Below are 21,437 nucleotides of genomic sequence, written 5' to 3' on the forward strand. Positions count from 1 at the left end.
GGATCTCGGGAGGCCGTGTGACGACGAACCCCATCGGCGGAACGCTCAGCGATGGCGTCCACCGGCTGCCCATACGGGTCTACTACGAAGACACCGACTTTTCCGGCTTCGTCTACCACGCCAGCTACCTGCGTTTCATGGAGCGCGGGCGTACGGAGTTGCTGCGCGCGCTCGCGGGCGACCAGTCGGATCTGCACCGGGATGCGCGCGGGCTCGTCTTCGTGGTCCGCAAGATGACGCTCGACTTCCTGAAGCCCGCGCGCATGGACGACCTCCTCGACGTTCGGACCTGGTCGAGCGAGCTGAAGGGCGCCTCGATGCACCTGACGCAGGAGGTCCGGCGCGGGGACGAGGTGGTGATGAAGGCCGACGTGGTCGTCGCCTGCGTGCGCGAGGGTCGGGCCATCCGTCTCCCGGATTCGCTCCGGCGCTCGCTGACTCGATCAGCCACCGACGCCGGCTAGATCACGCAGCTTCCGCTGCGCTCTCCGCCGGATCCTCGCCGATCGTGCGGTGAAAGGCCGAGCGCCGGCTCACGCGATCGAGATAGCCGCGAAAGATCGGCGTCTCCGGAATCACCTTCAGGATATCCAGCCCCCAGTACATCGCGCTCCCGAGCGCGACGTCCGCGGCCGTGAAACGGTCTCCGGTGACATAGGGGCTCGCAGCCAGTGTCCGCTCGACATGCGCCAGTGCGTCCTGGAACGTGCCGAAGGCGACGCCGCGGGGCTCGTACTGCCAGCGATGCATGTGCGCGGTGATGGCCGGGTCGAGCACTGCGTCGACATAGGTCAGCCAGCTCAGATACGGCCCGCGGCGGCGATCCCCAACCGGCGGTGCGAGGCCGGCCTGCGGAAAGGCATCGCACAGATGCATCGCGATGGCCGCGCGCTCGGTGACGGTGATGCCGTCATGGATGATCGCCGGAACCTTCCCGTGCGCCTGGATCGACCGGTAGCTCGCCGGCACGCCGCCGGCCGAGCGGATGTCGACGATGCGCGTCTCGAAGGGCACGCCGAGTTCGGCCAGCAGCCAGTGGATGGTCGAGGAGCGCGAATGCGGAGCGTGGAAGAACGTAAGCATGACCTGATCCCCTCTCGTTGAGCCCAGGACCGGCCTTCGCCGGGCCGTCTGGGATGAGGGGAGATTGCAGCGGCGGCGCGTCAGTTTCTGTCAGGAGCCACGCGCCAAGGTCTGCGCCGGCCGCATCTCCTTGCGCCACGCCTTCACCAGCGCGGCCCTCCGAGTCGGATAGCGCTGCCCGGTCAATGTCAGCTCGCCGATATTCTCGGCGTGGAAGTGCCGGAAGGCCGTGCGCAGCTCGCACCAGGCTGAAAACAGCCTTTTGCGGTCGTAGAAGGCCATGCCGATCGGCCAGACAGTGCGCTCGGTCATCGCGCCGGCCGCGTCGCGATAGGTGATGAACAGCTTCTCTTCGCGCCGGATCGCTTCGCGCAGGGCCTTGAGCACGGGCGTATGGTCGATCTCGGCCTGAGGCAAAGCGGCCCAGAGGCCGGTCTCGGCGAGCGCCTCGCGCTGATCGGAAGGAGTCGCCATGGCGATCTTGGCGATGGCGTTGGTAGCCGCCTTGGCCAGGACGGAATCGGCCTGCCGCTCCACCCAGCGTGCGCCGAGCACCAGCGCCTCGCGCTCGTCCTCGTCGAACATCAGCGGCGGCAGGAAGAACCCGGAGCGCAGGAGGTAGCCGATGCCGGCCTCGCCCTCCACCGGCGCGCCGAGCCCGCTGAGCGTGGCGATGTCCCGATAGATCGTCCGCTCGGAGACGGAGAGCTCCTCGGCGAGTACCGCAGCCGTCACCGGGCGCCGGCGACGGCGCAAGGCATCGATCAGTGAGAACAGGCGGTCGGTGCGACTCAGTGGATCGTCCCCCGAAAGTCGATCAGCCCCACGATAGCCCAGATCGACAACCAATCCTTAACCTTGATGCGCGCCTAAACTGACTCACGAAAAGGTCGCGACCATCGTCTGACGGCTGCGCAAGCTCGGCCCTTACTTTCGACAGATTCGAGAGCGATTTGCTTTGATATCGCTCAAGGATTTTGGCGAGAGCGCGGAGCCCGGCGCGGGTGCCGCACAGATTGCCGCGCCTTGAGGACTCTCGGGATCCGACGACGATGAATCCAGTCGATGCCATGCAGGCGGCCCAAGCCGCCCCCGTCGTGGACATGAGCCTGTTCGGCCTGTTCTGGCAGGCCCACTTTGTCGTGAAGATCGTGATGGTCGGGCTGCTCAGCGCCTCGATCTGGTGCTGGTCGATTATCGTCGACAAGACCCTGCTCTTCCGCCGCACCGAGGCCGAGATGGATGCCTTCGAGGAGGCGTTCTGGTCCGGTCGCTCGCTGGAAGAGCTGTACCGCTCCTACAACGACCGCCCGGCCACGGGCCTCGCCGCTGTCTTCGTCGCAGCGATGCGCGAGTGGAAGCGCAGCTTCGAGGGCTCGGGCCGTCAGGTCCAGTCGCTCAGCCAGCGCATCGAGAAGCAGCTCGACGTCACCATCCATCGTGAGGTCGAGCGCCTCGAATCGCGCCTTCTGTTCCTCGCCTCGATCGGTTCGGCCGGCCCCTATATCGGCCTGTTCGGCACGGTCTGGGGCATCATGACTGCCTTCACCTCGATCGCGGCCTCGAAGAATACCTCGCTCGCCGTCGTGGCGCCGGGCATCGCCGAGGCGCTGTTCGCCACCGCCATCGGCCTATTCGCGGCGATTCCCGCGGTGCTCGCCTACAACAAGCTTCAGGCCTCGGTGGCGAAGTCGCAGTCGCGCCTCGAAGGCTTCGCCGACGAGTTCTCGGCCATCCTCTCGCGCCAGATCGACGAGCGCCTGTCGCTCGCCGCCTGATCAGGAAGCCGAAGCAGGATCACGCACCATGGGCATGAGCCACGGAGCGGCACAGGGCGGCAAGCGGCGCCGGCGCGGCAAGCGCGGCGGCGGGCCGATCAACGAGATCAACATGACGCCGTTCATCGACGTCGTGCTCGTGCTGCTGATCATCTTCATGGTCGCCGCGCCGATGATGACGGTGGGCGTGCCGCTCGACCTGCCGCAATCCAAGGCGAGCCCGCTCAATTCCGACGTGAAGCCGATCACGCTGTCGATCCGCCAGACCGGCCAGATCTTCCTCGGCGAGGCCGAACTGAAGGATGACGACATCGTCCCGCATCTCATGCAGGAGGCCAAGGCCGGCACCGAGGATCGCGTCTTCGTGCGCGGCGACAAGCGGGTCGACTACGGCCGCGTCGCGCAGGTGATGGCGATCGTCACCGGCGGCGGCTTCAAGAAGGTGGCGCTCGTCACCGAACCGGACAATTGAGGGAGCGCTGAGCGTGCGCTTTCCGAAGCTCACCTTTGACAAGAGCGAGCCCGGTGTCTGGATTTCCGCAGGCACGCACGGGGCGTTGCTGGCGCTCGCGCTGTTCGCGGTGGCGGCTCCGGCCCTGCCGAATGCCGACGAGGGCGTGCCGGTCGAAGTGCTGACCGAACAGCAATTCTCCGAATTGACCCGCGGCGAGCGCAACGCCGACAAGCCGCAGGAAAAGCCGAACAAGGCCGATCGCGTCGCCGACAAGGTCGAGGAGCGCGAGCCCGAGAACGCCAAGGTCGACACGCCCGCGCCGCCCACGCGGACCGCCGAGATGAAGCTCGCCTCGGTCGACGAGATTCCCCTGCGCGCCGACACGCCCGACCCCGCCAAGGAAGAAGCCGCGGCCGCCGCGGCGAAAGCCGCCGCAGCCAAGGCGGAAGCCGAGAAGGCCGCCGCAGCCAAAGCCGAGGCGAAGGCCAAGGCCGAAGCCGCCGCCAAGGCCGAGAAGGCCGAAGCGGCCAAGCGCGAGGAGCTTCAGAAGCTCGTCGAGCGCGAGGAGGCCGAGGCCGCCGCGAAGGAAGCCGCCAAGAAGGCCTCCGAGGCCAAGGCGAAAGCCGAAGCAAAGGCAAAGGCTGAAGCCAAGGCCAAGGCGGACGCCGAAGCGAAGGCCGAAGCCGAGGCAGAGAAGAAGCTCGCGGAGGCGAAGGCCAAGGCAGAGGCCGACGCGAAAGCCAAGGCTGAGGCAACGGCGAAGGCGGAAGCCGCCGCGAAAGCCAAGGCTAAGGCCATGGCCGAGGCGAAGGCCAAGGCTGACGCCGAAGCGAAGGCCAAGAAGCAGGCCGAGCTCGCGAACAAATACAGCCCCGGCGATATCCGCCAGCTCCTCGCCAACAAGGCGCCGTCGCAATCCACCGGCTCGACGGGCCGCGAGGTTCAGCGCACGGCCTCCCTCGGTACCTCGACGGGCAATTCCCAGAAGCTGTCGCCTTCGATGCGCGATGCCCTGGTCGGCATGCTGCAGCAGCAGATCGAGCGCTGTTACTCGGCGCCGCCGGGCGCGGCGCAGGGCGTGATCCTGCCGATGCTCGACATCAAGCTGAATCCGGACGGCTCGCTCTCGAGCGACCCGCGGTTGATGCGCTCGGGTCAGAACTCGGTCGACCAGTCGATCGCCCAGGCTGCGCTACGCGCAGTGCGGCGCTGCGCGCCCTACAAGATTCCGTCGCAATACGCGCCGTATTACAACGACTGGAAGGCCATCAACGCGGAGTTCGAGTTCTCGCGAGTGTGAGAGCCGACCTCATCGACCTCTCCTTCCGGCAACGGAAGGACATTGGGTCTCGTCTGACCCAGCCAGCTTCTCGGAATCGATCATGACGCAATTTTCCATCACGCGGCGCTCCCTGGCCGCCGCCTTCACCGCGCTCGCGTTGACCCTGGCCGCCGCCGCTCCGGCGCAGGCGCAGCTTCAGTTGCGCATCGGTGGTGGAGCGTTCCAGCCGCTGCCGATCGCCATCGTCGATTTCGCGGGCGATCCGAGCCTCGGCTCGCTGATGTCGAGCGTGGTGACGAACAATCTGCGCCGCTCGGGCTATTTCACGCCGCTCGAGAAGTCGCGCTTCCCCGAGAATCCGAGCTTCGACGCGGCTCCGAACTTCGACAAGTGGCGCGGCACCGGCGTGCAGGCGCTCGTTACCGGGCGCGTCGGCCGCGCCGGGGACGGCAAGCTGAAGGTCGAGTTCCGGCTCTGGGACGTGACTTCGGGCCAGCAGGTCACCGGCCAGCAATACGGCACGGATCCGGGCAATGCCCGCCGCGCCGGCCACCTGATCTCGGATCAGGTTTACACCAAGATCACCGGCATCGGCGGCTTCTTCGACAGCCGCGTCGCCTTCGTCGACGAGTCGGGTCCCAAAGAGCACCGGCGCAAGCGCCTGATGGTCATGGACCAGGACGGTGCCAACGTCCGTGCGCTGACCAGCGGCGACGTTTCCGTCGTGGCGCCGCGCTACTCGCCGGCGGGCCAGGACATCGCCTTCATGACCCAGGCCTCGGGCCAGAAGCCGCGCGTCCAGATGATCGACCTGGAGAGCGGTACCCGCCAGACTGTCGGCAGCTTCGATTCGATGAGCACCAGCCCGCGCTTCTCGCCGGACGGCCGCCGCCTGGTGATGAGCGTGCAACAGGGCGGCAATGCCGACATCGTCACCGTCGACATCGCCTCGAAGGCTCAGCACCCGGTCACCCAGGGGCTCGCCATCGACACCTCCCCGACCTACTCGCCGGATGGCAGCCAGATCGTGTTCGAGTCCGATCGTGGCGGCTCGCAGCAGATCTACGTGATGGGCTCGGACGGCTCGAACGCGCACCGCATCTCCTTCGGCGAGGGCTCCGCCTCTCAGCCGGCCTGGTCGCCGAAGGGCGACCTCATCGCCTTCACCCGCCAGCGCAAGGGCGGTTTCGCCATCTGCGTGATGCGCCCCGACGGCTCTGGCGAGCGCGTGCTCACCGAGGGCTTCCACAACGAGGGCCCGACCTTCGCGCCGAACGGCCAGTACGTGATGTTCTTCCGCGATCCCGGCGGCCAGGGCGGCGGCAAGCTCTACATGGTCGACATCACCGGCCGCGTGGAGAACCCGGTGCCGACGCCTTCCTATGCCTCCGACCCGACTTGGTCGCCGCTGCTCGGACGCTGAATCACGTTACGGGTGCCGCGCTCGCTCCACGAGCACGGCACCCGTCCTGCGAGGATCGGTGCGATCTCGCGAGAAACGGGGAATCAATAACATTCGCCGTCCAAAAATATATTGTTGGCATAATTCAGTTCATACCGGCGCTCTCCGCAGATAACCGACCAATAACCGCGGAAAATTCGACGTTGGCCGCCCCGACTTGCTGGCGGAAATTTGCCCGTCCGAGTCCCGTATCGTAAAGCCTGCCCATCGCAACGACGATGAGGTGTGGGGATGCAGGGTTGGTTGTTCGGTAAGCTCAAATGGTTGCTGCTCATTGCTGCCATAGGCGGCCCGGTATTGGCCTTCTTCTGCTGGCAGGACGGTGAGCGCCGAAAGGACGTCATGGCGCGAGGCGTCGAGACGACGGCATCGATCGACGGCGCCACCAGGACCAAAGGCCGCCGCAGCGGCACCTCCTACAAGATCGATCTGAGTTGGACGGACGCGCAGGGCACCCGCCACAAGGCCAAGGACGTCTCGGTCTCGACCGAGTATGCGGACCGCATCATCGTTGACAACAAGATCGCGGTCGACAGCACCAAGATCCGCTACATCGCCGACGGCGCCGAGACGCCGAACCTGATCATTTCCGACGACGAGTCCCATCAGGAAGAGACCGACCGGATCATGATCTATGTCGGCGCGGGAGCCGGGATCATCGGCCTCCTCGGATCGGGACTGATCTTTTCCCGGAGCCGGAGACGGCAGCCGCAACCGGCCTGACCGCTCGAAGCGCCGTACCGCTTGACGATCAGGCCTCCGCCATCAGGCGATCCCGCCTTCTGAGCGCAGGGAAAAAGCGGGCCCAGCAGACGGCGACCAGCACCGTCGCGACACCGCCGGCCACTACGGCCGGGACGGCGCCGACCAGGGCGGCGAGCGTGCCCGATTCGAACTCTCCGAGTTCGTTCGAGGCACCGATGAATACCGTGTTCACCGCCGCGACCCGGCCCCGCATTGCGTCCGGGGTCTCGCCCTGGACGAGGCTCTGGCGCACGAAGACCGAGATCATGTCGGCGGCGCCGATCACGAACAGGGCTGCCATCGAGAGAAACAGGTTCGACGAGAGCCCAAACACGATCGTGGCGATGCCGAAGGTCGCGACCGCGGCGAGAAGCCGGGGGCCGGCCCTTCGGCGCAGAGGTATCCAAGCCAACGTGACCGCCGTGGCGACAGCGCCAGCAGCCGGCATGCTGCGCAAGACACCGAGACCAAGCGGGCCGACATGCAGCACCTGCGCCGCGAAGATCGGCAGCAGCGCCGTCGCCCCGCCGAACAACACGGCGAACAGGTCGAGGCTGATCGCCCCGAGCACGACGGGCTTCGAGCGGATGTACGACAGGCCGGCCGACAGCGTCGCCCAACTGACGCGCGGGCGCTCGGTCACCGGTGCCGGCCGGTAGCTCACGGCTGCAATCAGGCAGGCGGCCAGTGCGAAGGTCGCCGCGCCTGTGCCGAACACCACTGCCGGACCAAGGACGTAGAGCATCCCGCCGACAGCCGGACCAGCAACGGACGAACTCTGCCAGACGGACGAGTTCCAGGCCAGGGCCGAGCCGAATTGCTCCCGCGACACCAATGTCGGCAGGAGCGCCTGCTGTGCCGGATTGGCGAAGGCGCGGCCGATGCCGGTGCCGATGACGAGGCCGTAGATCGGCCAGACCACCTGAGACCCGAGTGCCGCGCTCGCGAACAGGCCCAAAGCCGCGAGACTGAGCACCGCATAGGCCAGCGCAGCGACGAGACGCCGGTCATGGGTGTCGGCGACGTGTCCCGCAAACAGCGCAGAGATCAGGGCCGGAAGGAAGGCGGCGAGCCCGACGAGGCCCAGCGCCCACGCGCTCCGGGTCAGATCGAAGACGTACCAGCCGATCGCGACCGCCTGCATCTGGTAGCCGAGCCCGGTGAGGAAGCGGGCACCGATGAGCAGGCGGACGTCACGATTGCGGAGGACCGCCCAACCGGCGGGATCAGGGACGAGCATGGCGGAGATACGGCCCCTCAGGTTGCCATCAGGCGGTCCCGCGCGCGCAGCGCGGGAAACAGGCGGCCCCAGCACGCCGCCACCAGCACGGTCGCGACGCCGCCTGCCACCACGGCAGGCGCAGCGCCGATCAGGGCGGCGAGCGTACCGGACTCGAACTCGCCGAGTTGGTTCGAGGCGCCGATGAAGACCGATTCCACTGCGGAGACTCGCCCGCGCATCGCGTCCGGCGTTTCGCCCTGAACGACGCTCGATCGGACATAGACCGAAACCATGTCGGCGGCGCCTGCCACGAGCAGACTCGCCATCGACAGCCACAGGTCATGCGAGAGCCCGAAGACGATGGTGGCCACGCCAAACAGGGCGACCGCCTGGAGCAGGCGCGGACCGGCCTGCCGAGTCAGCGGCTTGTAGGCGAGCCAGATCGCGGTGATCACCGCCCCGAATGCAGGCATGCTGCGCAGTGCACCGAGCCCGAGGGGGCCGACATGCAGGGTCTCGGCGGCGAAGATCGGCAGCAGGGCGGTGGCGCCCCCGAGCAAAACCGCGACGAGATCGAGGCTGATCGCGCCGAGCACCACGGGCTGCGAGCGGATGTAGGAGAGCCCGGCCGAGACGCTCGCCCAGGTGATCGGCGCGCGCACGCTCTTGGGCTCGGGCCGAAAGCTGATGGCGAGGATGAGGATGCTGCCGAGCGCGTAGATGCCGGTCGTCACGCCGAAGACGGTCTTCGCACCGAGGATGTAAAGCACGCCGCCGAGCGCCGGCCCGAGCACAGACGCACTCTGCCAGCACGACGAGATCCAGACCACGGCCGTACCGAACTGCTCGCGTGGCACCAGGGTCGGCAGAAGCGCCGAAAGGGCTGGGCTGGCAAAGGCCCGGCCGATCCCCATCACCACGACGAGGGCGTAGATCGGCCAGACGGACTGCATGCCCTGCAGAGCTAAGGCGAAGAGGCCCGCCTGGGCGAGCGTCGCCACACCCCAGGCGCCCGCGGCAACGAGCCGCCGATCGTAGGTATCCGCGACATGGCCGGTGATCGGTGCCGCGAGGATCGCCGGCAGGAAGGCCGCGAGCCCGACGAGACCGAGGGCGAAGGCGCTCTTCGTGAGGTCGTAGACGAACCAGGCCACCGCCACGACCTGCATCTCGCTGGCGAGGCTGGTGAGGAAGCGCGCTGCACCGAAAAGCCGGAAATCGCCGTTTCGGACGAGCGCCCAGCCGACGGAGGGAGGCTTGGCCATCGCCTGCCGGCTTGCAATGCGGGGGCGGCTGGCGTCAACCGCGTTCAGGCGTCGAGACGGAAGGGTGCGGCGCCGGAAAACGTCCGTTCAGGACGGAAGCGGGAGTTTCATGGACCAGGACCGCGACGGCTCCCGAGCGAGTGCCGGGAACGGCGAGGCGAGTGCGCTGCGGCTGCTGCAATCGGCATCGGGCCTGCGGCTGTTCGCGATGCATGCGCTGATCGTCGTGGTGTTGCTCGCCACTGCGCAGAGCTACGACGGCTCGATCCATCCGATGAGCCATTGGGTCGTGCTCGCCGCCTATGCCACCTGCTCGCTCGGGCTCGGGCTCGCGGAGCGTTGGGACCGGGACGCGGGGCAGCATAACGGCTCCGGCTTCACCAGCCGGCGGGCGGAGGGCCTTGCCTGGGCCTCGACGGCGCTGAATGCGGGCGTCGCGATCTACGTGGAGATCGAACACCTGCTCGTCGGCGCGAGCGCGGGGTTCGACGATGCAGCCGGGGCCGTGAGCAAGCTGCCGGCCTTCCTGCTGCTGCTGCAGACCGGCTTGACCATGCGGGTCTGGCACACCGCAGTCTTCGCCGGAGCCGTGGCCATCGCCTGGGCTGGCACGATCCTGATTGCGATCCTGCAGCCTGCGGGCTCCCTTCTCGGCCCGCATGTCAGCCTCTCCGACGAGATGCCGGCACTCCTGACCTTCATCGCCGCGAGCCTCGTGGTGATCGACGGCGTGCGGCGCCTGCGCCATGCAGTGACCACGGCGCTCCGGCTCGAGCACGAACGGACCATGCTGGCCCGCTTCGTTCCCGGAAGCGTCGCCGTGCAGCTCGCCCGCGAGGGTGGCCTCGGGACCGTTCGCGAGCGGCACGCCTGCCTGTTCACGCTCGACATCCGCGGCTTCTCGGCCTTCACGCGCGATTATCCGCGCGAGCACGTCGTGCAGGCGCTGCTCGACATCCGTGCACTGACCCATGCCGGCGTGAGCGAACATGGCGGGATCGTCGACAAGTATATCGGCGACGGCGTGTTGGCCCATTTCCTGGTTGGACCACCGCAGCATCAAGCCCGCTCTGCGCTCGACGCCGCCGTGGCGATCCGCGAACGCCTCGACGCCCTGAACGTTGAGCGCCGAGAGCAGGGCCGGCATCCGCTCACCATAACCATCGCGCTGCATGCCGGCACCGTTCTCGCCGGAGTCTTCGACGATGGTTCACGCGCGGAGTTCACTGCGCTCGGTTCGGCGATGAACATGCTCGCCCGCCTGGAGGCGCGCGCCAAGGCCGAGGATCTCTCCCTCGCCGCTTCGGAGCAGGTGATCGGCCTCCTCGTCGGCAGGCTACCGAGCGGGCTGACCGCCGTGCCCGTCGCGACCGAAGACGCATCCGGCCATCGCCTGCCGGCGCTCTATGCCATCACGCAGAAGGATTCGATCCACGCCTGAGCGCAGCGGTTCGGGCACGAAAAAACCCGCACGGCCGTAGCCGTGCGGGTCAGAACTCGCGTCGTGTAGCCGATCAGCGGGCGCGGCGGCCGATCGAGCCGGCGGCCCAATGCGGTTCCACCAGTCGGTCGCGCGTGACGCCGTGAGCGCCGGCCCGCTCGGAGAGCATCGGAGCGCCGAGGATCTGGCCCGTGCTGTTCCGCTGCGAATGGACCGAACGCGGATCGTGGTAGGGGTCGCTGACATAGGAGCTCATGTGGCCCCCACCGGCCGCCTGACGGCTTCCTTCGCCCGCGGAGGCCGCAAACGGCGTTGCGAGAACGGTGGCGACAACAGCGATCATGACAAAACGCATCGAGCTTAATCCTCTCTCTTATTGATATTTTTCACCGCAATGTTTGTCATGCGGCCATGAGAGCAATGTGGGCGTAGAGTACCGAAATATATGTGCGCTTTATCACCGAATATTACTTAGAGTTTAATCCGGGCAACCTGAATTATACGTGCGCTGTCGCACACCGGCCGGCACTCGAGACCAAATTTCGGGATTAACGGGGGCGCAGGATACCGCTCTTCATCCAGGCGGATAGGAAGAGCCGCCCAGGAGGCCGGTCCCCTCGGATTGCGCATTTCCCGCGCTCGCGTCGGAATGTTACCAAGGGAGGGCCGCAACGGGCGGCGGGGACGGTCACGAGTGCAGAGGCGCGCGACGCCATGAAAGGCTATGCAGCCAATGCCCAGATCATGGCGGATGTCGCTGCCGTCATCGAGCAGGCGCGCCGCGAGGGCCGCGACGTCGCCACCGCCCTGCGTATCGCGAGGGTGACCCTCGCCTATGTCAGCGGGCCGAACCCAGATCCCGAACAGGCCAAGACGCTCGAGAGCTTCGACCATCACCTGAAGACGATCTCGACGTGACCGCCATCGGCAGCCGAGCTATCTGAGCTGGGCGATCAGCGTTACCGCGCCGAAGATCAGCACTGCCGCTACCGCGACGGCCATGAGGATCAGTTGCGGGCGCGATTCACGCAGGTCGTCGCTCATCCAGCGAGCGTAGTCGACGTCGCGAAGAGGCGGAAGAGCGGTGTGGATCACTCCGCGGCGTCGGACACCCGGAACGCCTCGATGCCCTGCCGTTCCGGGTTGATCGCCGCCAAAGCGCGCTTTGCCGCCTCCAACGGGTGCTCGGATTCGATGCGGACGGAGGCGAGATCCGGGCTCTTGTAGACGGTGACGATGGTGTCCATCACTTCGGTCAGCGTCGTGCGCTTGTCCTCGGGCGCCGCGATCAGGAGTTGGAGCCCCCAGGCGCGGAACAGGTCGACCAGTCCCTGGGAATTGCGCACGTCGAGCTTCGAGAACGCTTCGTCGAGGAGACAGAGGCCGAGTCCGGGGTGCTCGTGGCCAGGCCGGTCGCCCGGATAGTAGGCGGAGGCCAGCGAGGCGGCGATGGCTACGTAGAACGGCGCCTGTGCCTCGCCACCCGAGCCGCGGGTCGCACGGTTCGACAGCGTCGTGCGGTTGCCCGCGCCGTCACGCATGCCGATCTCGTAGACGAAGTAGTTGCGGTAATCGGCGAGCCGCGCGGCGCTCTCCTCGCCGGCGATCAACGCGGAAATCTCCTCCATGGCCGCCGAGAGCGGACCATCCTCGACCTCCGGGAGGACGGCCTGCGCCGCGTCGGGCGAGCGGGCGACTTCTGTGGCGAGCGCGTGGACCGCGGCATAGCGCCGATCGACGGCGGCCTCGAAGGCGTAGGTCTGGCCCGTGAACTTCTGCGAGGACAGGCGCTCGTTCAGGGCGTCGAGTCGGTTTCTCACGCGCTCGAAGCGGTCAGCGAGGCGCGTCAGCAGGTCCTCGGTGGTGAGGCGCCGCATCTCGCGGTTCGCGCGCTCGGCTTGCTCGCGGTAGCGACGCAGCTCGTGCCCTTCGACCGACTCGAATTCGCGCCGTGCCCAGGCATAGCCGAAGGAAGCCGTCGCCTCCTCGCGGCCGAGCGGATTGTCGATGCGGCGCTGGACGCAGTATTCGGCGAGATCACGCTCGGCCGCACGGCCTTCCGTGCGCGCCGTTTCGATCTCGCTGCGCACGGAGGCTCGGGCCGCGCTGGCGACGGCCGCGAGCTCCTTCGAGTCGAGCCCGGCGAGATCGGTCCGCATCTGGCGCAGAACCGCTGGATCGAGACCCTCGCCGCGCGCCAGTCGGATACGGAGCGAGTCGCCGCCGGTCCAGCGCGCATGAGCCTGACGGCGCGCCCCGAGCGCGGCCTGCGCCGCGTCCTTCGCCGAGCCGAGCTTCGCCTTCAGGCCCGCTTCCTCGGCGAGCAGGCCGTCGCGTTTCGGCTCCAGCACCTGGATCAGCTCGGTGAGGTAGGCGGAACGCTCCTTTGTCAGCTCCTTGATCTCGGCTTCGAGCGCGCCGGTATCGGCGTGGCGGAGTTGCTCGTGCTCCGTGGTCAGGCTGCGGCGACGGCCCTCAATGGCGTCCGCCTCTTCGCGCAGGGCGGCGACGTCGAGGGTCGCCGCCGAGAGCCGGGCTCGGAGCGAGGCGGCGGTGCGCGCGGCCTCGCGCATCACGGTCGCCTCCGTGCGCAGGCGGCGCGCCTCCTCGACTGCGCTCTCCAGGTTGCGGCGCCCCTCCGCCGTCGGGCCACGCTGGCCGCGGGTCATCATCAGCTGGACCGGACGCACCACCGAATAGGCCATGCCGGAGGTCGTGCGTCCGCTCGGCGCCACGGCGCGGCTCATATGCGCGAGGGCTGCGTCATTCGGCGCGAGATCGTAGCCGCCGAGCCGCGCCGCGAGAAAGGCCTCGGCATGGTCACTGTCCGTCTCGATCAGCCCGAGCGGGCCGTCATCGAAGCGGCGGGCGGTGCGGCGGGCGGTGTCCGTCGTCTTGACCAGCAAGCACCGATAGAACCGGGCCTTTTGCTGTTCGAGCAGGCCGAAGGCCTTGTTGAGCCGGTCCGGCTCGACCACGAGCGCCTCACGAGCACCGCCGAGCAGGCCCTCGAGCGCCGGGCCCCAGGCCGGATCGATGATCTCGGCGAGCTCGCAGATCGGCGTCGCATCGATACCGATGCGGGCGAGCTCGTCACGGAAGGCGAGCGTATGGGGTGAGAGCCGCCCGGCGCTGGCATGGCCAGAGGAGAAGGCGGCCGAGAGAGCCTGTGCCTCGCGTTCCTGCGTGCGGGCGCGGACGGCGAGATCTTCGGCTGCCTCGTCGAGGGCGCTGGCGATGTCGGGCAGGTCGGCTAATCCGGCGATCAGGCGACTGAGGACACCATCGGCGCGAAGGGTGTCCTCGGGAGGCGCATCGCGGCGCAGGCCCGAACGGGCGCAGGCCTCGATCAGTCGGGCTGCCTCCGGCTCGCTCGACCGGACGATGGCGGAGACGGCAGCGAGCTTGCCCGCCTCCTGCACGAGGGCGACCAGTTCCGCGACCCGCGTGCCGAGGTCGCGCCGGTCGCGGGCGACCATGGCGAGACCGGCATTCGACGCGGCGAGCCGGCCCTCCGCGGCGCTGCCGACGATCATCGCCTTGCGCTGGGCGATCTCGGTATCGATCTCGCGCACGAAGCCCTGGCTGGTGGCGACGCTCTCGCGGGCGATGCGCAGGGCGTCGCCCGTCTCGGCGAGCCGCGCGCGGGCGCTCGTCCAGTCGACGATCCGCCGGCGCAGGTCGGCGCTCGTCGCCCGCATCTCGTCGAGGGCGGCGGCAAGGCTGGCATCGGCCCAGGCCTCGTAGCGCCCGACGATCCGGCGCAGATGCGAGAGCCGTGTCTCCAGTTCCTCGATGGTCTCGCAGAGCCGGCGCCAGTTCTCCACCGATTGCCGGATGCGCTCGACATCGAGCGGTGCGGGTTCGAGCACGAAGCTCTTCACGAAGGCGCTTGGGTCGAAGATCGGCTTGAACGCGACGGCATTGGCGAAGGTGCGCAGGAAGTGACGCGGCTCGGGGGCCGGCGCGCCCTCGCGCATCAGCGCCAAGACCTCGGTGGTGAAGCGTTCGCCGGAGGAGCGGAATTGCTCGAAGCGCTCGGCCCGGCGGTTGAGGTCGGCCGCGATCTCGCTCCAGGGCGCGACGAAGCTGCCCTTCGCGGTCTCGCGGACGTAATCGGCGATCTCGAAGCGGTGCCCGACCGCGACGAAACGCGAGATCGTCTCCTCGCGCTGCTCGTCGGAGCGCGCCGCGAGCGCCAGTCCGACCGAGACGATGCGCCCGCTCGCCTCGTTCTCGAAGGTCAGGGCGATGATCGTCTCACAGGATTCGCGCGTCGGCCGGCCGCCCTCGGCGGGGTCGCTGATCCAGCCGAGGCAATAGTCGCGCACCGTCCGTGAGGAGCGGCCCGAGGCAGACGCGTTGAGCGCGAGGCGGCTGGCATTGTTGCCGGCGAGCACGGTGCCCACCGCATCGAAGATCGTCGACTTGCCGGCTCCGGTCGGCCCGACCAGGGCAGCCGCGCCCCGGATCCGGATCTGCTGTCGGCGGATCAGGTACCAGTTGGAGAGCGCGATATCGGTGAGGAGATACAAAAGGCGTTCGGCCGATGGCGGCTCTGCATCGTGGCCTGCCGCGTTGGTTTGCGAGCGATGACGATGCGCCGTGAAAAGGAGTTCGTCGGCAGGGCTACAGGATTCGAGCGCCTTGCGGGAGTCACCTCAAAGACAGCGTCCCCCGAATCGCGCCGTCACGGCGCCGGAGCGGGCTTGACCGGACAAGCGTAGCGGTTTCAATGCGATCCCGTTCGACGCTCGGCACAGGAGGCGACGACCATGAAGCGGCGCGCGATCCTGATTGCCCTCGGCCTCGGCCTGACGGGCTGCACCGGGTTCGAATACATCTCGAAGACCTATGTCTCGCTGCCCGTGCAGGTCGTGACGATCGGCTGCAACGAACCCTACGAGGTCTACGACAACCGCCAGCGTCGGCGGATGCTGATCGTCTCGAACTCGCTGCGCGAGGTCGCCGGCTGTGGCATCGGCGAGCGCAACGAGGGCCGCGACCCGAGGGCGTCGCGGGCCGAGCGCTTCCGCACGGCGGCCCGCGCCTTCCTCGACGAGACGGTCCGCGAGGATTGCCAGGTCAAGGGCGAGACGGTCTTTTCCGACCTGCAGACGGAGTTCGCCTATACCTGCGAAGCGCCGATCGAGCCGCGTGGCACCTTGACCCCGCGCCTGCCGGGCCGCTCCAAGGTCGCTCCGCGCTGATCGCGCGGGTCTCCGCCTAGAGGTCTTCGCTGCCGGCTGGAAACGTCCGCTCCGTCGCGTCCCCCGCCGCGGCGAGCAGTGCCCGCGCGAAGGCGCGCGCCTCGGTCTTGTCGAGGCTGAGCACCGCCGTCACCGGCTGACCACCGAGATCGGGCAGGCCGAGTTCGAGCCGTACGCCGTCGCCTTCGGCGCGGGCCAGCAGGCTCCAGCCACGTTCAACCGCCGAAGATCCGCCGCCCGGCCCCGTCATCGTCGCTTCCTCCGCCCGCCTCTGCATGACCGATCGAGGCGCCGGAGGCCAGAGTGCCCGGGAAATGCCCACCGGACGATTGACGGGCAGGGCCCGGGATGGTGTCTGCGCCCGGCTCGCGCCGGCCACCGGCGCATCCCGACATTTCCAAGCAGGACGCGACGACGATGGCCGAGATCTGGTTCCGCACGGGCGAGGCGACGGTGCTCGCCGCCGAAGGTCAGTTCACCGACGCGATGCCCGAGGTGCTGATCGGCTCGACGCGCGGGCCCGTCGGCAACGCCTTCGCCGGCATGCTCGGCCAGGTCCAGGGCCATACCCGCATGTTTGTGGTGCGCGACCTGAACCAGCTGGTGCGTCCCTCGACCATGATGACCACCAAGGTCACGATCCACACGGCCGAGTATGCCGAGCTTCTCGGCGGCGTGGTCCAGGCAGCCACGGGCGATGCGATCATCGACTGCGTGATCGAAGGCGTCCTGCCAAAGGATGGTCTCGACGAGCTCTGCATGATCATCACGATCTGGCTCGACGAGCGCTGCGCCAAGGACGAGAACCTCGACCGCAAGGATCTCTACCGCACCAATTACGAGGCGACGAAGCTCGCGATTTCCCGCGCCATGAAGGGCGAGCCGACGATCGACGAGCTCATCGCCAACCGCAAGACTGTGAAGCACTACGCCCTCGAGGACGTGATCGACTACTGACCTGTCGCTGCGACCGGAACGCTCCGGTCGAGTCCCGGGAGGGTCCAAAGCCGCTGCGGCCGGGCGAGCCCGCGCAGCGGCACCGTGCCGACCTCCTCGAGCGCGTCCGCACAGCGGGCGGCGAAGGCGTCCGAGATCAGGAGCGGGTGGCCGAGGCTCTGGCATTGGCCCTCGATCCGGCTCGCCTCGTTGACGGCGCGGCCGATCAGCGTGAAATCGAGCCGGCGCCCGGTGCCGACATTGCCGTAGACCACTTCCCCGAAGTGCAGGACGAGATCGGCAGGCAGTTCCGGCCGACCGGCCGCCCTGCGCCGAGCGTTGAGAGCGTCATTGGCCGCAAGCGCATCCACGGCCGCGGACAACGCCTCCCGGCAGACGTTGCAGGGCAATGCGCCGGCATCGGGCACGGTGAAGGCCGCCAGGAAGCCGTCGCCGAGGAATTTCAGGATCTCGCCGCCCCGCCCCGTGACGGGATCGCCCAGCGCGTCGAAATGCTCGTTGAGCCACGTCACCATGTCGAGGGGATCGGAGCGGTCCGACAAGGCGGTGAAGCCGCGAAGATCCGCGAGCAGGATCGCTGCCGAGACCGTACGGCCCTGGCCGCGCCGGACGTTCCCTTCGAGTACCTGCCCCGCCGTCACCGGCCCGACATAAGTGCCGAGCACTTCGCGCAGCGTATGCGCGAGGCTGAGCCGGGCGAGCGCGAGGCCGAGCGTCGGCAGGATTCCCTCGATCACCGAGACCGAGTCCTGATCGAAACCTCCCTGGGCACGCGTGGCGAAGGACAAGGCAACGCCCCGTAGGGCGATGCCTGGTGCGAAGGTGATGAGGTGCAGCAGATAGTCCGTGCCGCCCTGGTCGCGCAGTTCGTGCAGGATCGGAAAATCCTCACCGTTGCGTAGGGCTTCGAGCCGGTAGCGCACAGAATGCTCGCCGCTCTCCAGGAGCGCGAAAATCGGGCTGCGCAGCCACATCGCCTCATCCTGCTCGTGCGGGATGAACACCAGCGTCATGCCCTCCTGCGCGTACCAGGTCAGGCCGACGCTGCGATGGGCCGGATCGATGGTCGGGCCCGAGACGCTCGCCCGCCAGAGCGGCACGCCCGCGTCGCAGAGGGCGTTGCAGAGACCGTCGAGCAGGGCCTCGCCATCGTCGCTGGCGGTCGCACGCTCCGTGATCCAGTCGCGGAGCCGTGCCGAGAGCCGTTCGGTCTCCATTCCTTCAGGGCGCCCCTTCCCCAATACAACCATCGCCTGTTCGCACGTTTCGGACCGGACGCGAAGCCGACTCACTCTGCCGGCGTCGCGCTCAATGTCCGCTCGTTGCGACGGGGCGCGCCGTCTTCCGTGTCGCCCAGGAAGCCTCCCGACTGGCGCTGCCAAAGTCGCGCATAGAGGCCACCGCCGCGGATCAGTTCGGCGTGGCTGCCTTCCTCGACGATGCGGCCCCCATCGATCACGATCAGCCGGTCCATCGCCGCGATGGTCGAGAGCCGGTGGGCGATGGCGAGCACGGTCTTGCCCTGCATCAGGGTGTCGAGGCTCTCCTGGATCGCGGCTTCCACCTCGGAATCGAGGGCCGAGGTGGCCTCGTCGAGGATCAGGATCGGCGCATCCTTGAGGATGACCCGCGCGATGGCGATACGCTGGCGCTGGCCGCCGGAGAGCTTCACGCCGCGCTCGCCGACCTGTGCATCGTAGCCCCGCCGCCCCTTGTGGTCGACGAGGCCCCGGATGAATGCGTCCGCATGAGCGAGCCGGGCCGCCTGCTCGATCTGCTCGGCGGAAGCCTGCGGGTTACCATAGGCGATGTTGTCGTAGATCGAGCGGTGAAGCAGCGAGGTGTCCTGGCTGACCATGGCGATGGCGCCCCGCAGCGAATCCTGCGTCACCCGCGCGATGTCCTGCCCATCGACCAGGATACGGCCGCCCTCGACGTCGTGGAGGCGCAGCAGCAGCGAGGTGATGGTGGTCTTACCCGCGCCGCTGACGCCGACGAGGCCGACGCGCTCGCCGGGGCGGATCGCGAAGGACAGGTTCTCGATGATGCTGGCGTCACCGCGCCCGTAATGGAAATCGACCGCCTCGAAGCGGATCTCGCCCGCGGTAACCGCGAGCGTACCCGCCTGCAGATCGTCGACGAGAGCGTGCGGCCGGGAGATCGTCTGCATGCTCTCCTGGATCACGCCGACATTCTCGAAGACGCCGCGCACGGTCTGCATGACCCAGCCCGACATGGCGAGAAGCCGCATCACCAGGGCAAGCCCGGCCGCAGCCTCGCCCGTCGTCATGCCGTTGGCGCGCCAGAGCTGGAAGCAGACGGTGGCCGTCGCCACCAGCAGCGCGCTGTTCAGGATGCCGAGCAACGTCGTGGTGGTGGTGGTTAGGCGGAACTGGTGAAGGTAGGCGGCCGTGTTCGCGTCGATCGCCTCGCGCACCGCCGCCCGCTCCTCGCGATCGCGCGCGAAAAGCTTCACCGTGAGGATGTTGGTGTAGCTGTCGACCACGCGGCCGACGAGGGTCGAACGGGTCTCGGCGCTCTTGTGCGAGCGCTGGCGCGCCCGCGGCACGAACCACGTGGTCAGCGCCGCATAGGCCGCAACCCAGACGATCACCGGCAATGCGAGCCAGATCGAGATCGCGCTGAACATGCCGACGGCCGTGACCGCGTAGATCGCCACGTAGAGCAGCGTGTCGATGAACACGACCGCGAGTTCGCGCACCGCCGGGCCGACCTGGACGATCCGGTTGGCTAAGCGCCCCGCGAAGTCGGATTGGAAATACGAGAGCGAATGGCCGAGCGTGTACAGATGCGCGCGCCAGCGGATCTGGCTCGACGTCTGGGGCACCACGAGTTGGTTCGACAGAAGCTCGTGCAGCCAGATCGAGACCGGCCGCACGACCAGCAGGAACAGGGCAGCCAGGATGATGGCGCCGCCATGCTCCTGCAGCACGGTCGCTCTGTCGGCGCTGCCCATCAGGTCGATGAACCAGCGCAGCAGCAGGTACAGCGAGGCCTCGATCGTGCCCGCGACGATCGCGACGACGAACAATACGGCGAGCGGGCCGCGCACGGGCGTCAGGTAGAAGCGCACGAAGCCGAGCACCGTCTTCGGCGGCATCTGCCGATCGTCGAACGGCGCAAACGGGTCGATGCGGCGCTCGAGCCAATCGAGGAACATGCTGTCGGACAACCAATCGTGCGTGAGCACCTGACTTAAGCCTTCTTGGCCGCGAGCCAAGGCGCAGGCTATGCCACAGGCTCGAACGGGCTGCGTTCCTTTCCGCGAGCGGTCCGCTACATCGTCGCACATCGGGCGAAACGCCGACGGAGCGGTGCGTGGCCAATCCCTACGATGTCTTGGGCGTAGCGAAGTCGGCCTCGGACGGAGAGATCCGCAGCGCCTATCGCAAGCTCGCCAAGACCTTTCACCCCGATCTCAACCCCGGCGACAAAGGGGCCGAGGACAGGTTCAAGGACGTCGCAAGCGCCTACGACCTTCTCGGTGATGCCGACAAGCGCAAGCGCTTCGATGCCGGCGAGATCGACGAGACCGGGGCCGAGCGACCCCAGCAGCGTTACTATCGCGATTACGCGAGCGAGGCGGGGCATGCCTACGCGAGCGATTCCGGCTTCGCCGATTACATGGACGGTGACGACGCGTTCGCGGAGTTGCTGCGGCGCAGCCAGCAGGCGCGCGCCAACCGCCGCGGACCGGACATTCGCTACACGCTGCCGATCCCCTTCGTGGACTCGATCACCGGCGCCAGCACGCGGCTGACCCTGCCCGAAGGCGGCACGCTCGACGTGACGATCCCGCCCGGCCTCGTCGACGGACAGGTTCTGCGCCTGCGGGGCAAGGGCGCCCCCGGCACCGGCACGGGCGGTCCCGGCGACGCGCTGATCGAGGTCGAGGTTCGGCCCGATCCCCGCTTCGAGCGCGACGGCGACGACATCTCCATCGAATTGCCGATCTCGCTGACCGAAGCGGTGCTGGGCGGGAAAGTCCGTGTCCCGACGCCGACCGGTGAGGTCACCATGACGGTGCCCAAGGGCGCGAGTACCGGCACGCGGCTGCGTCTCAAGGGCAAGGGTGCGCCTCGTCGCGAGGGCGGTCACGGCGACGAGTATGTGACGCTCAAGGTCGTCCTGCCCCACCCGCCGGACCCGGCGCTCGAAGCCTTCGTCGAAGGCTGGGAGGCTGGCAAATCGTTCAACCCGCGTGAGGATCGGTGATCATGAAACGCGAGGAATTCCTGACACGCTCGGGGCTCGAGGTCCGCACGCTCGAAATCTGGCTGGAGCAGCGCTGGCTTCTACCGGCCGCCGAAGACGTCGAGACTGGCTTCTCGGAGATCGACGTCGCGCGAGCGCATTTCATCCGCGATCTCCAAGGTGGTCTCGGCGTGAACGACCCCGGCATCGACGTCATCCTCCACCTCGTCGATCAGTTGCACGGACTCCGCAGGGCTTTCGCCGAACTCAAGCAGGGTCAGGGTCCGCTCGACGGCGAGTAAGCCATACCCCTCGCCATCATTG

The 21,437-nt window shown here is 67.9% G+C and carries 21 protein-coding genes; 12 read left to right on the top strand and 9 right to left on the bottom strand.

The features are described 5' to 3' along the window. Nucleotides 1-32 precede the first annotated feature (32 nt). Nucleotides 33-464 carry a tol-pal system-associated acyl-CoA thioesterase gene (ybgC, locus tag HCU64_RS10775; RefSeq protein ID WP_442785950.1) on the top strand — a complete coding sequence of 144 codons (432 nt, stop codon included), beginning with the start codon at nt 33-35 and terminating at the stop codon, nt 462-464. 1 nt (nt 465) lies between these two features. Here ybgC and HCU64_RS10780 read toward each other — a convergent pair whose 3' ends face one another. Both HCU64_RS10780 and HCU64_RS10785 read right to left on the bottom strand, forming a co-directional pair. Further along, nucleotides 466-1,083 carry a glutathione S-transferase family protein gene (locus tag HCU64_RS10780; RefSeq protein ID WP_233383873.1) on the bottom strand — a complete coding sequence of 206 codons (618 nt, stop codon included), beginning with the start codon at nt 1,081-1,083 and terminating at the stop codon, nt 466-468. 90 nt (nt 1,084-1,173) lie between these two features. After that, nucleotides 1,174-1,932, bottom strand: coding sequence for a helix-turn-helix transcriptional regulator (locus HCU64_RS10785; protein WP_233383874.1), 759 nt, complete (start codon nt 1,930-1,932; stop codon nt 1,174-1,176). A gap of 203 nt (nt 1,933-2,135) precedes the next feature. On the opposite strand from HCU64_RS10785, the gene tolQ reads away from it, so the two are divergent. The 5 genes from tolQ (at nt 2,136) to HCU64_RS10810 (ending at nt 6,782) form a co-directional block, all read left to right on the top strand. Further along, a complete protein-coding gene (tolQ, locus tag HCU64_RS10790) occupies nt 2,136-2,861 on the top strand; it encodes a protein TolQ (protein ID WP_233383875.1) in 726 nt (241 codons plus the stop codon). A 28-nt stretch (nt 2,862-2,889) separates the two neighbouring features. Continuing rightward, a complete protein-coding gene (locus tag HCU64_RS10795; RefSeq protein ID WP_147044772.1) occupies nt 2,890-3,333 on the top strand; it encodes an ExbD/TolR family protein in 444 nt (147 codons plus the stop codon). A 13-nt stretch (nt 3,334-3,346) separates the two neighbouring features. Further along, nucleotides 3,347-4,615 (top strand): cell envelope integrity protein TolA, encoded by a 1,269-nt coding sequence (tolA, locus tag HCU64_RS10800; RefSeq protein ID WP_442785941.1) that lies wholly within the window; start codon nt 3,347-3,349, stop codon nt 4,613-4,615. 82 nt (nt 4,616-4,697) lie between these two features. Further along, nucleotides 4,698-6,020, top strand: a complete 1,323-nt coding sequence (gene tolB / locus HCU64_RS10805; protein ID WP_233383876.1) for a Tol-Pal system beta propeller repeat protein TolB — start codon at nt 4,698-4,700, stop codon at nt 6,018-6,020. A 270-nt stretch (nt 6,021-6,290) separates the two neighbouring features. Beyond that, a complete protein-coding gene (locus HCU64_RS10810) occupies nt 6,291-6,782 on the top strand; it encodes a hypothetical protein (protein WP_233383877.1) in 492 nt (163 codons plus the stop codon). A gap of 28 nt (nt 6,783-6,810) precedes the next feature. Here the strand turns inward: HCU64_RS10810 and HCU64_RS10815 are convergent, their stop codons facing one another. Both HCU64_RS10815 and HCU64_RS10820 read right to left on the bottom strand, forming a co-directional pair. Beyond that, nucleotides 6,811-8,043: an MFS transporter gene (locus HCU64_RS10815; protein ID WP_233383878.1), complete on the bottom strand. Its 1,233-nt coding sequence runs from the start codon at nt 8,041-8,043 to the stop codon at nt 6,811-6,813. 17 nt (nt 8,044-8,060) lie between these two features. Then, entirely contained in the window at nt 8,061-9,290 is a 1,230-nt protein-coding gene (locus HCU64_RS10820) for an MFS transporter (protein WP_233383879.1), read from the bottom strand. 109 nt (nt 9,291-9,399) lie between these two features. On the opposite strand from HCU64_RS10820, the gene HCU64_RS10825 reads away from it, so the two are divergent. After that, on the top strand, nt 9,400-10,731 hold the full coding sequence (locus HCU64_RS10825) for an adenylate/guanylate cyclase domain-containing protein (protein WP_233383880.1): 1,332 nt from the start codon (nt 9,400-9,402) through the stop codon (nt 10,729-10,731). A 73-nt stretch (nt 10,732-10,804) separates the two neighbouring features. On the opposite strand, the gene HCU64_RS10830 is transcribed toward HCU64_RS10825, so the two are convergent. Continuing rightward, nucleotides 10,805-11,086 carry a hypothetical protein gene (locus HCU64_RS10830; RefSeq protein ID WP_233383882.1) on the bottom strand — a complete coding sequence of 94 codons (282 nt, stop codon included), beginning with the start codon at nt 11,084-11,086 and terminating at the stop codon, nt 10,805-10,807. Nucleotides 11,087-11,445: 359 nt separating this feature from the next. On the opposite strand from HCU64_RS10830, the gene HCU64_RS10835 reads away from it, so the two are divergent. Continuing rightward, on the top strand, nt 11,446-11,649 hold the full coding sequence (locus tag HCU64_RS10835) for a hypothetical protein (RefSeq protein WP_233383883.1): 204 nt from the start codon (nt 11,446-11,448) through the stop codon (nt 11,647-11,649). A gap of 173 nt (nt 11,650-11,822) precedes the next feature. Here the strand turns inward: HCU64_RS10835 and HCU64_RS10840 are convergent, their stop codons facing one another. Beyond that, nucleotides 11,823-15,266: an SbcC/MukB-like Walker B domain-containing protein gene (locus HCU64_RS10840; protein WP_233383884.1), complete on the bottom strand. Its 3,444-nt coding sequence runs from the start codon at nt 15,264-15,266 to the stop codon at nt 11,823-11,825. A 240-nt stretch (nt 15,267-15,506) separates the two neighbouring features. On the opposite strand from HCU64_RS10840, the gene HCU64_RS10845 reads away from it, so the two are divergent. After that, nucleotides 15,507-15,941, top strand: a complete 435-nt coding sequence (locus HCU64_RS10845) for a hypothetical protein (protein ID WP_233383885.1) — start codon at nt 15,507-15,509, stop codon at nt 15,939-15,941. A gap of 16 nt (nt 15,942-15,957) precedes the next feature. Here the strand turns inward: HCU64_RS10845 and HCU64_RS10850 are convergent, their stop codons facing one another. After that, nucleotides 15,958-16,191 (bottom strand): hypothetical protein, encoded by a 234-nt coding sequence (locus HCU64_RS10850; protein ID WP_233383886.1) that lies wholly within the window; start codon nt 16,189-16,191, stop codon nt 15,958-15,960. A 167-nt stretch (nt 16,192-16,358) separates the two neighbouring features. Here HCU64_RS10850 and fae point away from each other — a divergent pair, with 167 nt between their 5' ends. Further along, nucleotides 16,359-16,898: a formaldehyde-activating enzyme gene (gene fae, locus HCU64_RS10855; RefSeq protein ID WP_233384270.1), complete on the top strand. Its 540-nt coding sequence runs from the start codon at nt 16,359-16,361 to the stop codon at nt 16,896-16,898. On the opposite strand, the gene HCU64_RS10860 is transcribed toward fae, so the two are convergent. Next, nucleotides 16,892-18,115 (bottom strand): adenylate/guanylate cyclase domain-containing protein, encoded by a 1,224-nt coding sequence (locus tag HCU64_RS10860; protein ID WP_233383887.1) that lies wholly within the window; start codon nt 18,113-18,115, stop codon nt 16,892-16,894. The genes fae and HCU64_RS10860 overlap by 7 nt on opposite strands. A 71-nt stretch (nt 18,116-18,186) precedes the next feature. Continuing rightward, complete coding sequence (locus tag HCU64_RS10865) at nt 18,187-20,079, bottom strand: ABC transporter ATP-binding protein (RefSeq protein ID WP_233384271.1); 1,893 nt, start codon at nt 20,077-20,079, stop codon at nt 18,187-18,189. Nucleotides 20,080-20,237: 158 nt separating this feature from the next. Between HCU64_RS10865 and HCU64_RS10870 the strand changes: the two genes are divergently transcribed. Together HCU64_RS10870 and HCU64_RS10875 are read left to right on the top strand one after the other, a co-directional pair. Continuing rightward, the gene (locus HCU64_RS10870; protein WP_233383888.1) at nt 20,238-21,134 is read left to right on the top strand and encodes a DnaJ C-terminal domain-containing protein; all 897 of its coding nucleotides are present in this window, start codon (nt 20,238-20,240) and stop codon (nt 21,132-21,134) included. A gap of 2 nt (nt 21,135-21,136) precedes the next feature. Beyond that, on the top strand, nt 21,137-21,415 hold the full coding sequence (locus HCU64_RS10875) for a chaperone modulator CbpM (protein ID WP_233383890.1): 279 nt from the start codon (nt 21,137-21,139) through the stop codon (nt 21,413-21,415). The last annotated feature ends 22 nt before the right edge of the window (nt 21,416-21,437 follow it).

Origin of the sequence: Methylobacterium sp. C25, from assembly GCF_021352225.1 — a bacterium.
Classification (GTDB): Bacteria; Pseudomonadota; Alphaproteobacteria; order Rhizobiales; family Beijerinckiaceae; genus Methylobacterium.

Excerpts from the sequence above, each read along its gene's own strand:
- HCU64_RS10860 (WP_233383887.1), bottom strand. The coding sequence starts at position 18,115 with ATGGAGACCGAACGGCTCTCGGCACGGCTCCGCGACTGGATCACGGAG.
- HCU64_RS10825 (WP_233383880.1), top strand. The coding sequence starts at position 9,400 with ATGGACCAGGACCGCGACGGCTCCCGAGCGAGTGCCGGGAACGGCGAG.
- HCU64_RS10835 (WP_233383883.1), top strand. The coding sequence starts at position 11,446 with ATGAAAGGCTATGCAGCCAATGCCCAGATCATGGCGGATGTCGCTGCC.
- HCU64_RS10780 (WP_233383873.1), bottom strand. The coding sequence starts at position 1,083 with ATGCTTACGTTCTTCCACGCTCCGCATTCGCGCTCCTCGACCATCCAC.
- HCU64_RS10845 (WP_233383885.1), top strand. The coding sequence starts at position 15,507 with ATGAAGCGGCGCGCGATCCTGATTGCCCTCGGCCTCGGCCTGACGGGC.
- tolB (WP_233383876.1), top strand. The coding sequence starts at position 4,698 with ATGACGCAATTTTCCATCACGCGGCGCTCCCTGGCCGCCGCCTTCACC.
- HCU64_RS10795 (WP_147044772.1), top strand. The coding sequence starts at position 2,890 with ATGGGCATGAGCCACGGAGCGGCACAGGGCGGCAAGCGGCGCCGGCGC.
- HCU64_RS10815 (WP_233383878.1), bottom strand. The coding sequence starts at position 8,043 with ATGCTCGTCCCTGATCCCGCCGGTTGGGCGGTCCTCCGCAATCGTGAC.
- HCU64_RS10820 (WP_233383879.1), bottom strand. The coding sequence starts at position 9,290 with ATGGCCAAGCCTCCCTCCGTCGGCTGGGCGCTCGTCCGAAACGGCGAT.
- HCU64_RS10865 (WP_233384271.1), bottom strand. The coding sequence starts at position 20,079 with ATGTTCCTCGATTGGCTCGAGCGCCGCATCGACCCGTTTGCGCCGTTC.
- tolQ (WP_233383875.1), top strand. The coding sequence starts at position 2,136 with ATGAATCCAGTCGATGCCATGCAGGCGGCCCAAGCCGCCCCCGTCGTG.
- HCU64_RS10830 (WP_233383882.1), bottom strand. The coding sequence starts at position 11,086 with ATGCGTTTTGTCATGATCGCTGTTGTCGCCACCGTTCTCGCAACGCCG.
- fae (WP_233384270.1), top strand. The coding sequence starts at position 16,359 with ATGGCCGAGATCTGGTTCCGCACGGGCGAGGCGACGGTGCTCGCCGCC.
- HCU64_RS10810 (WP_233383877.1), top strand. The coding sequence starts at position 6,291 with ATGCAGGGTTGGTTGTTCGGTAAGCTCAAATGGTTGCTGCTCATTGCT.
- HCU64_RS10850 (WP_233383886.1), bottom strand. The coding sequence starts at position 16,191 with ATGACGGGGCCGGGCGGCGGATCTTCGGCGGTTGAACGTGGCTGGAGC.
- HCU64_RS10875 (WP_233383890.1), top strand. The coding sequence starts at position 21,137 with ATGAAACGCGAGGAATTCCTGACACGCTCGGGGCTCGAGGTCCGCACG.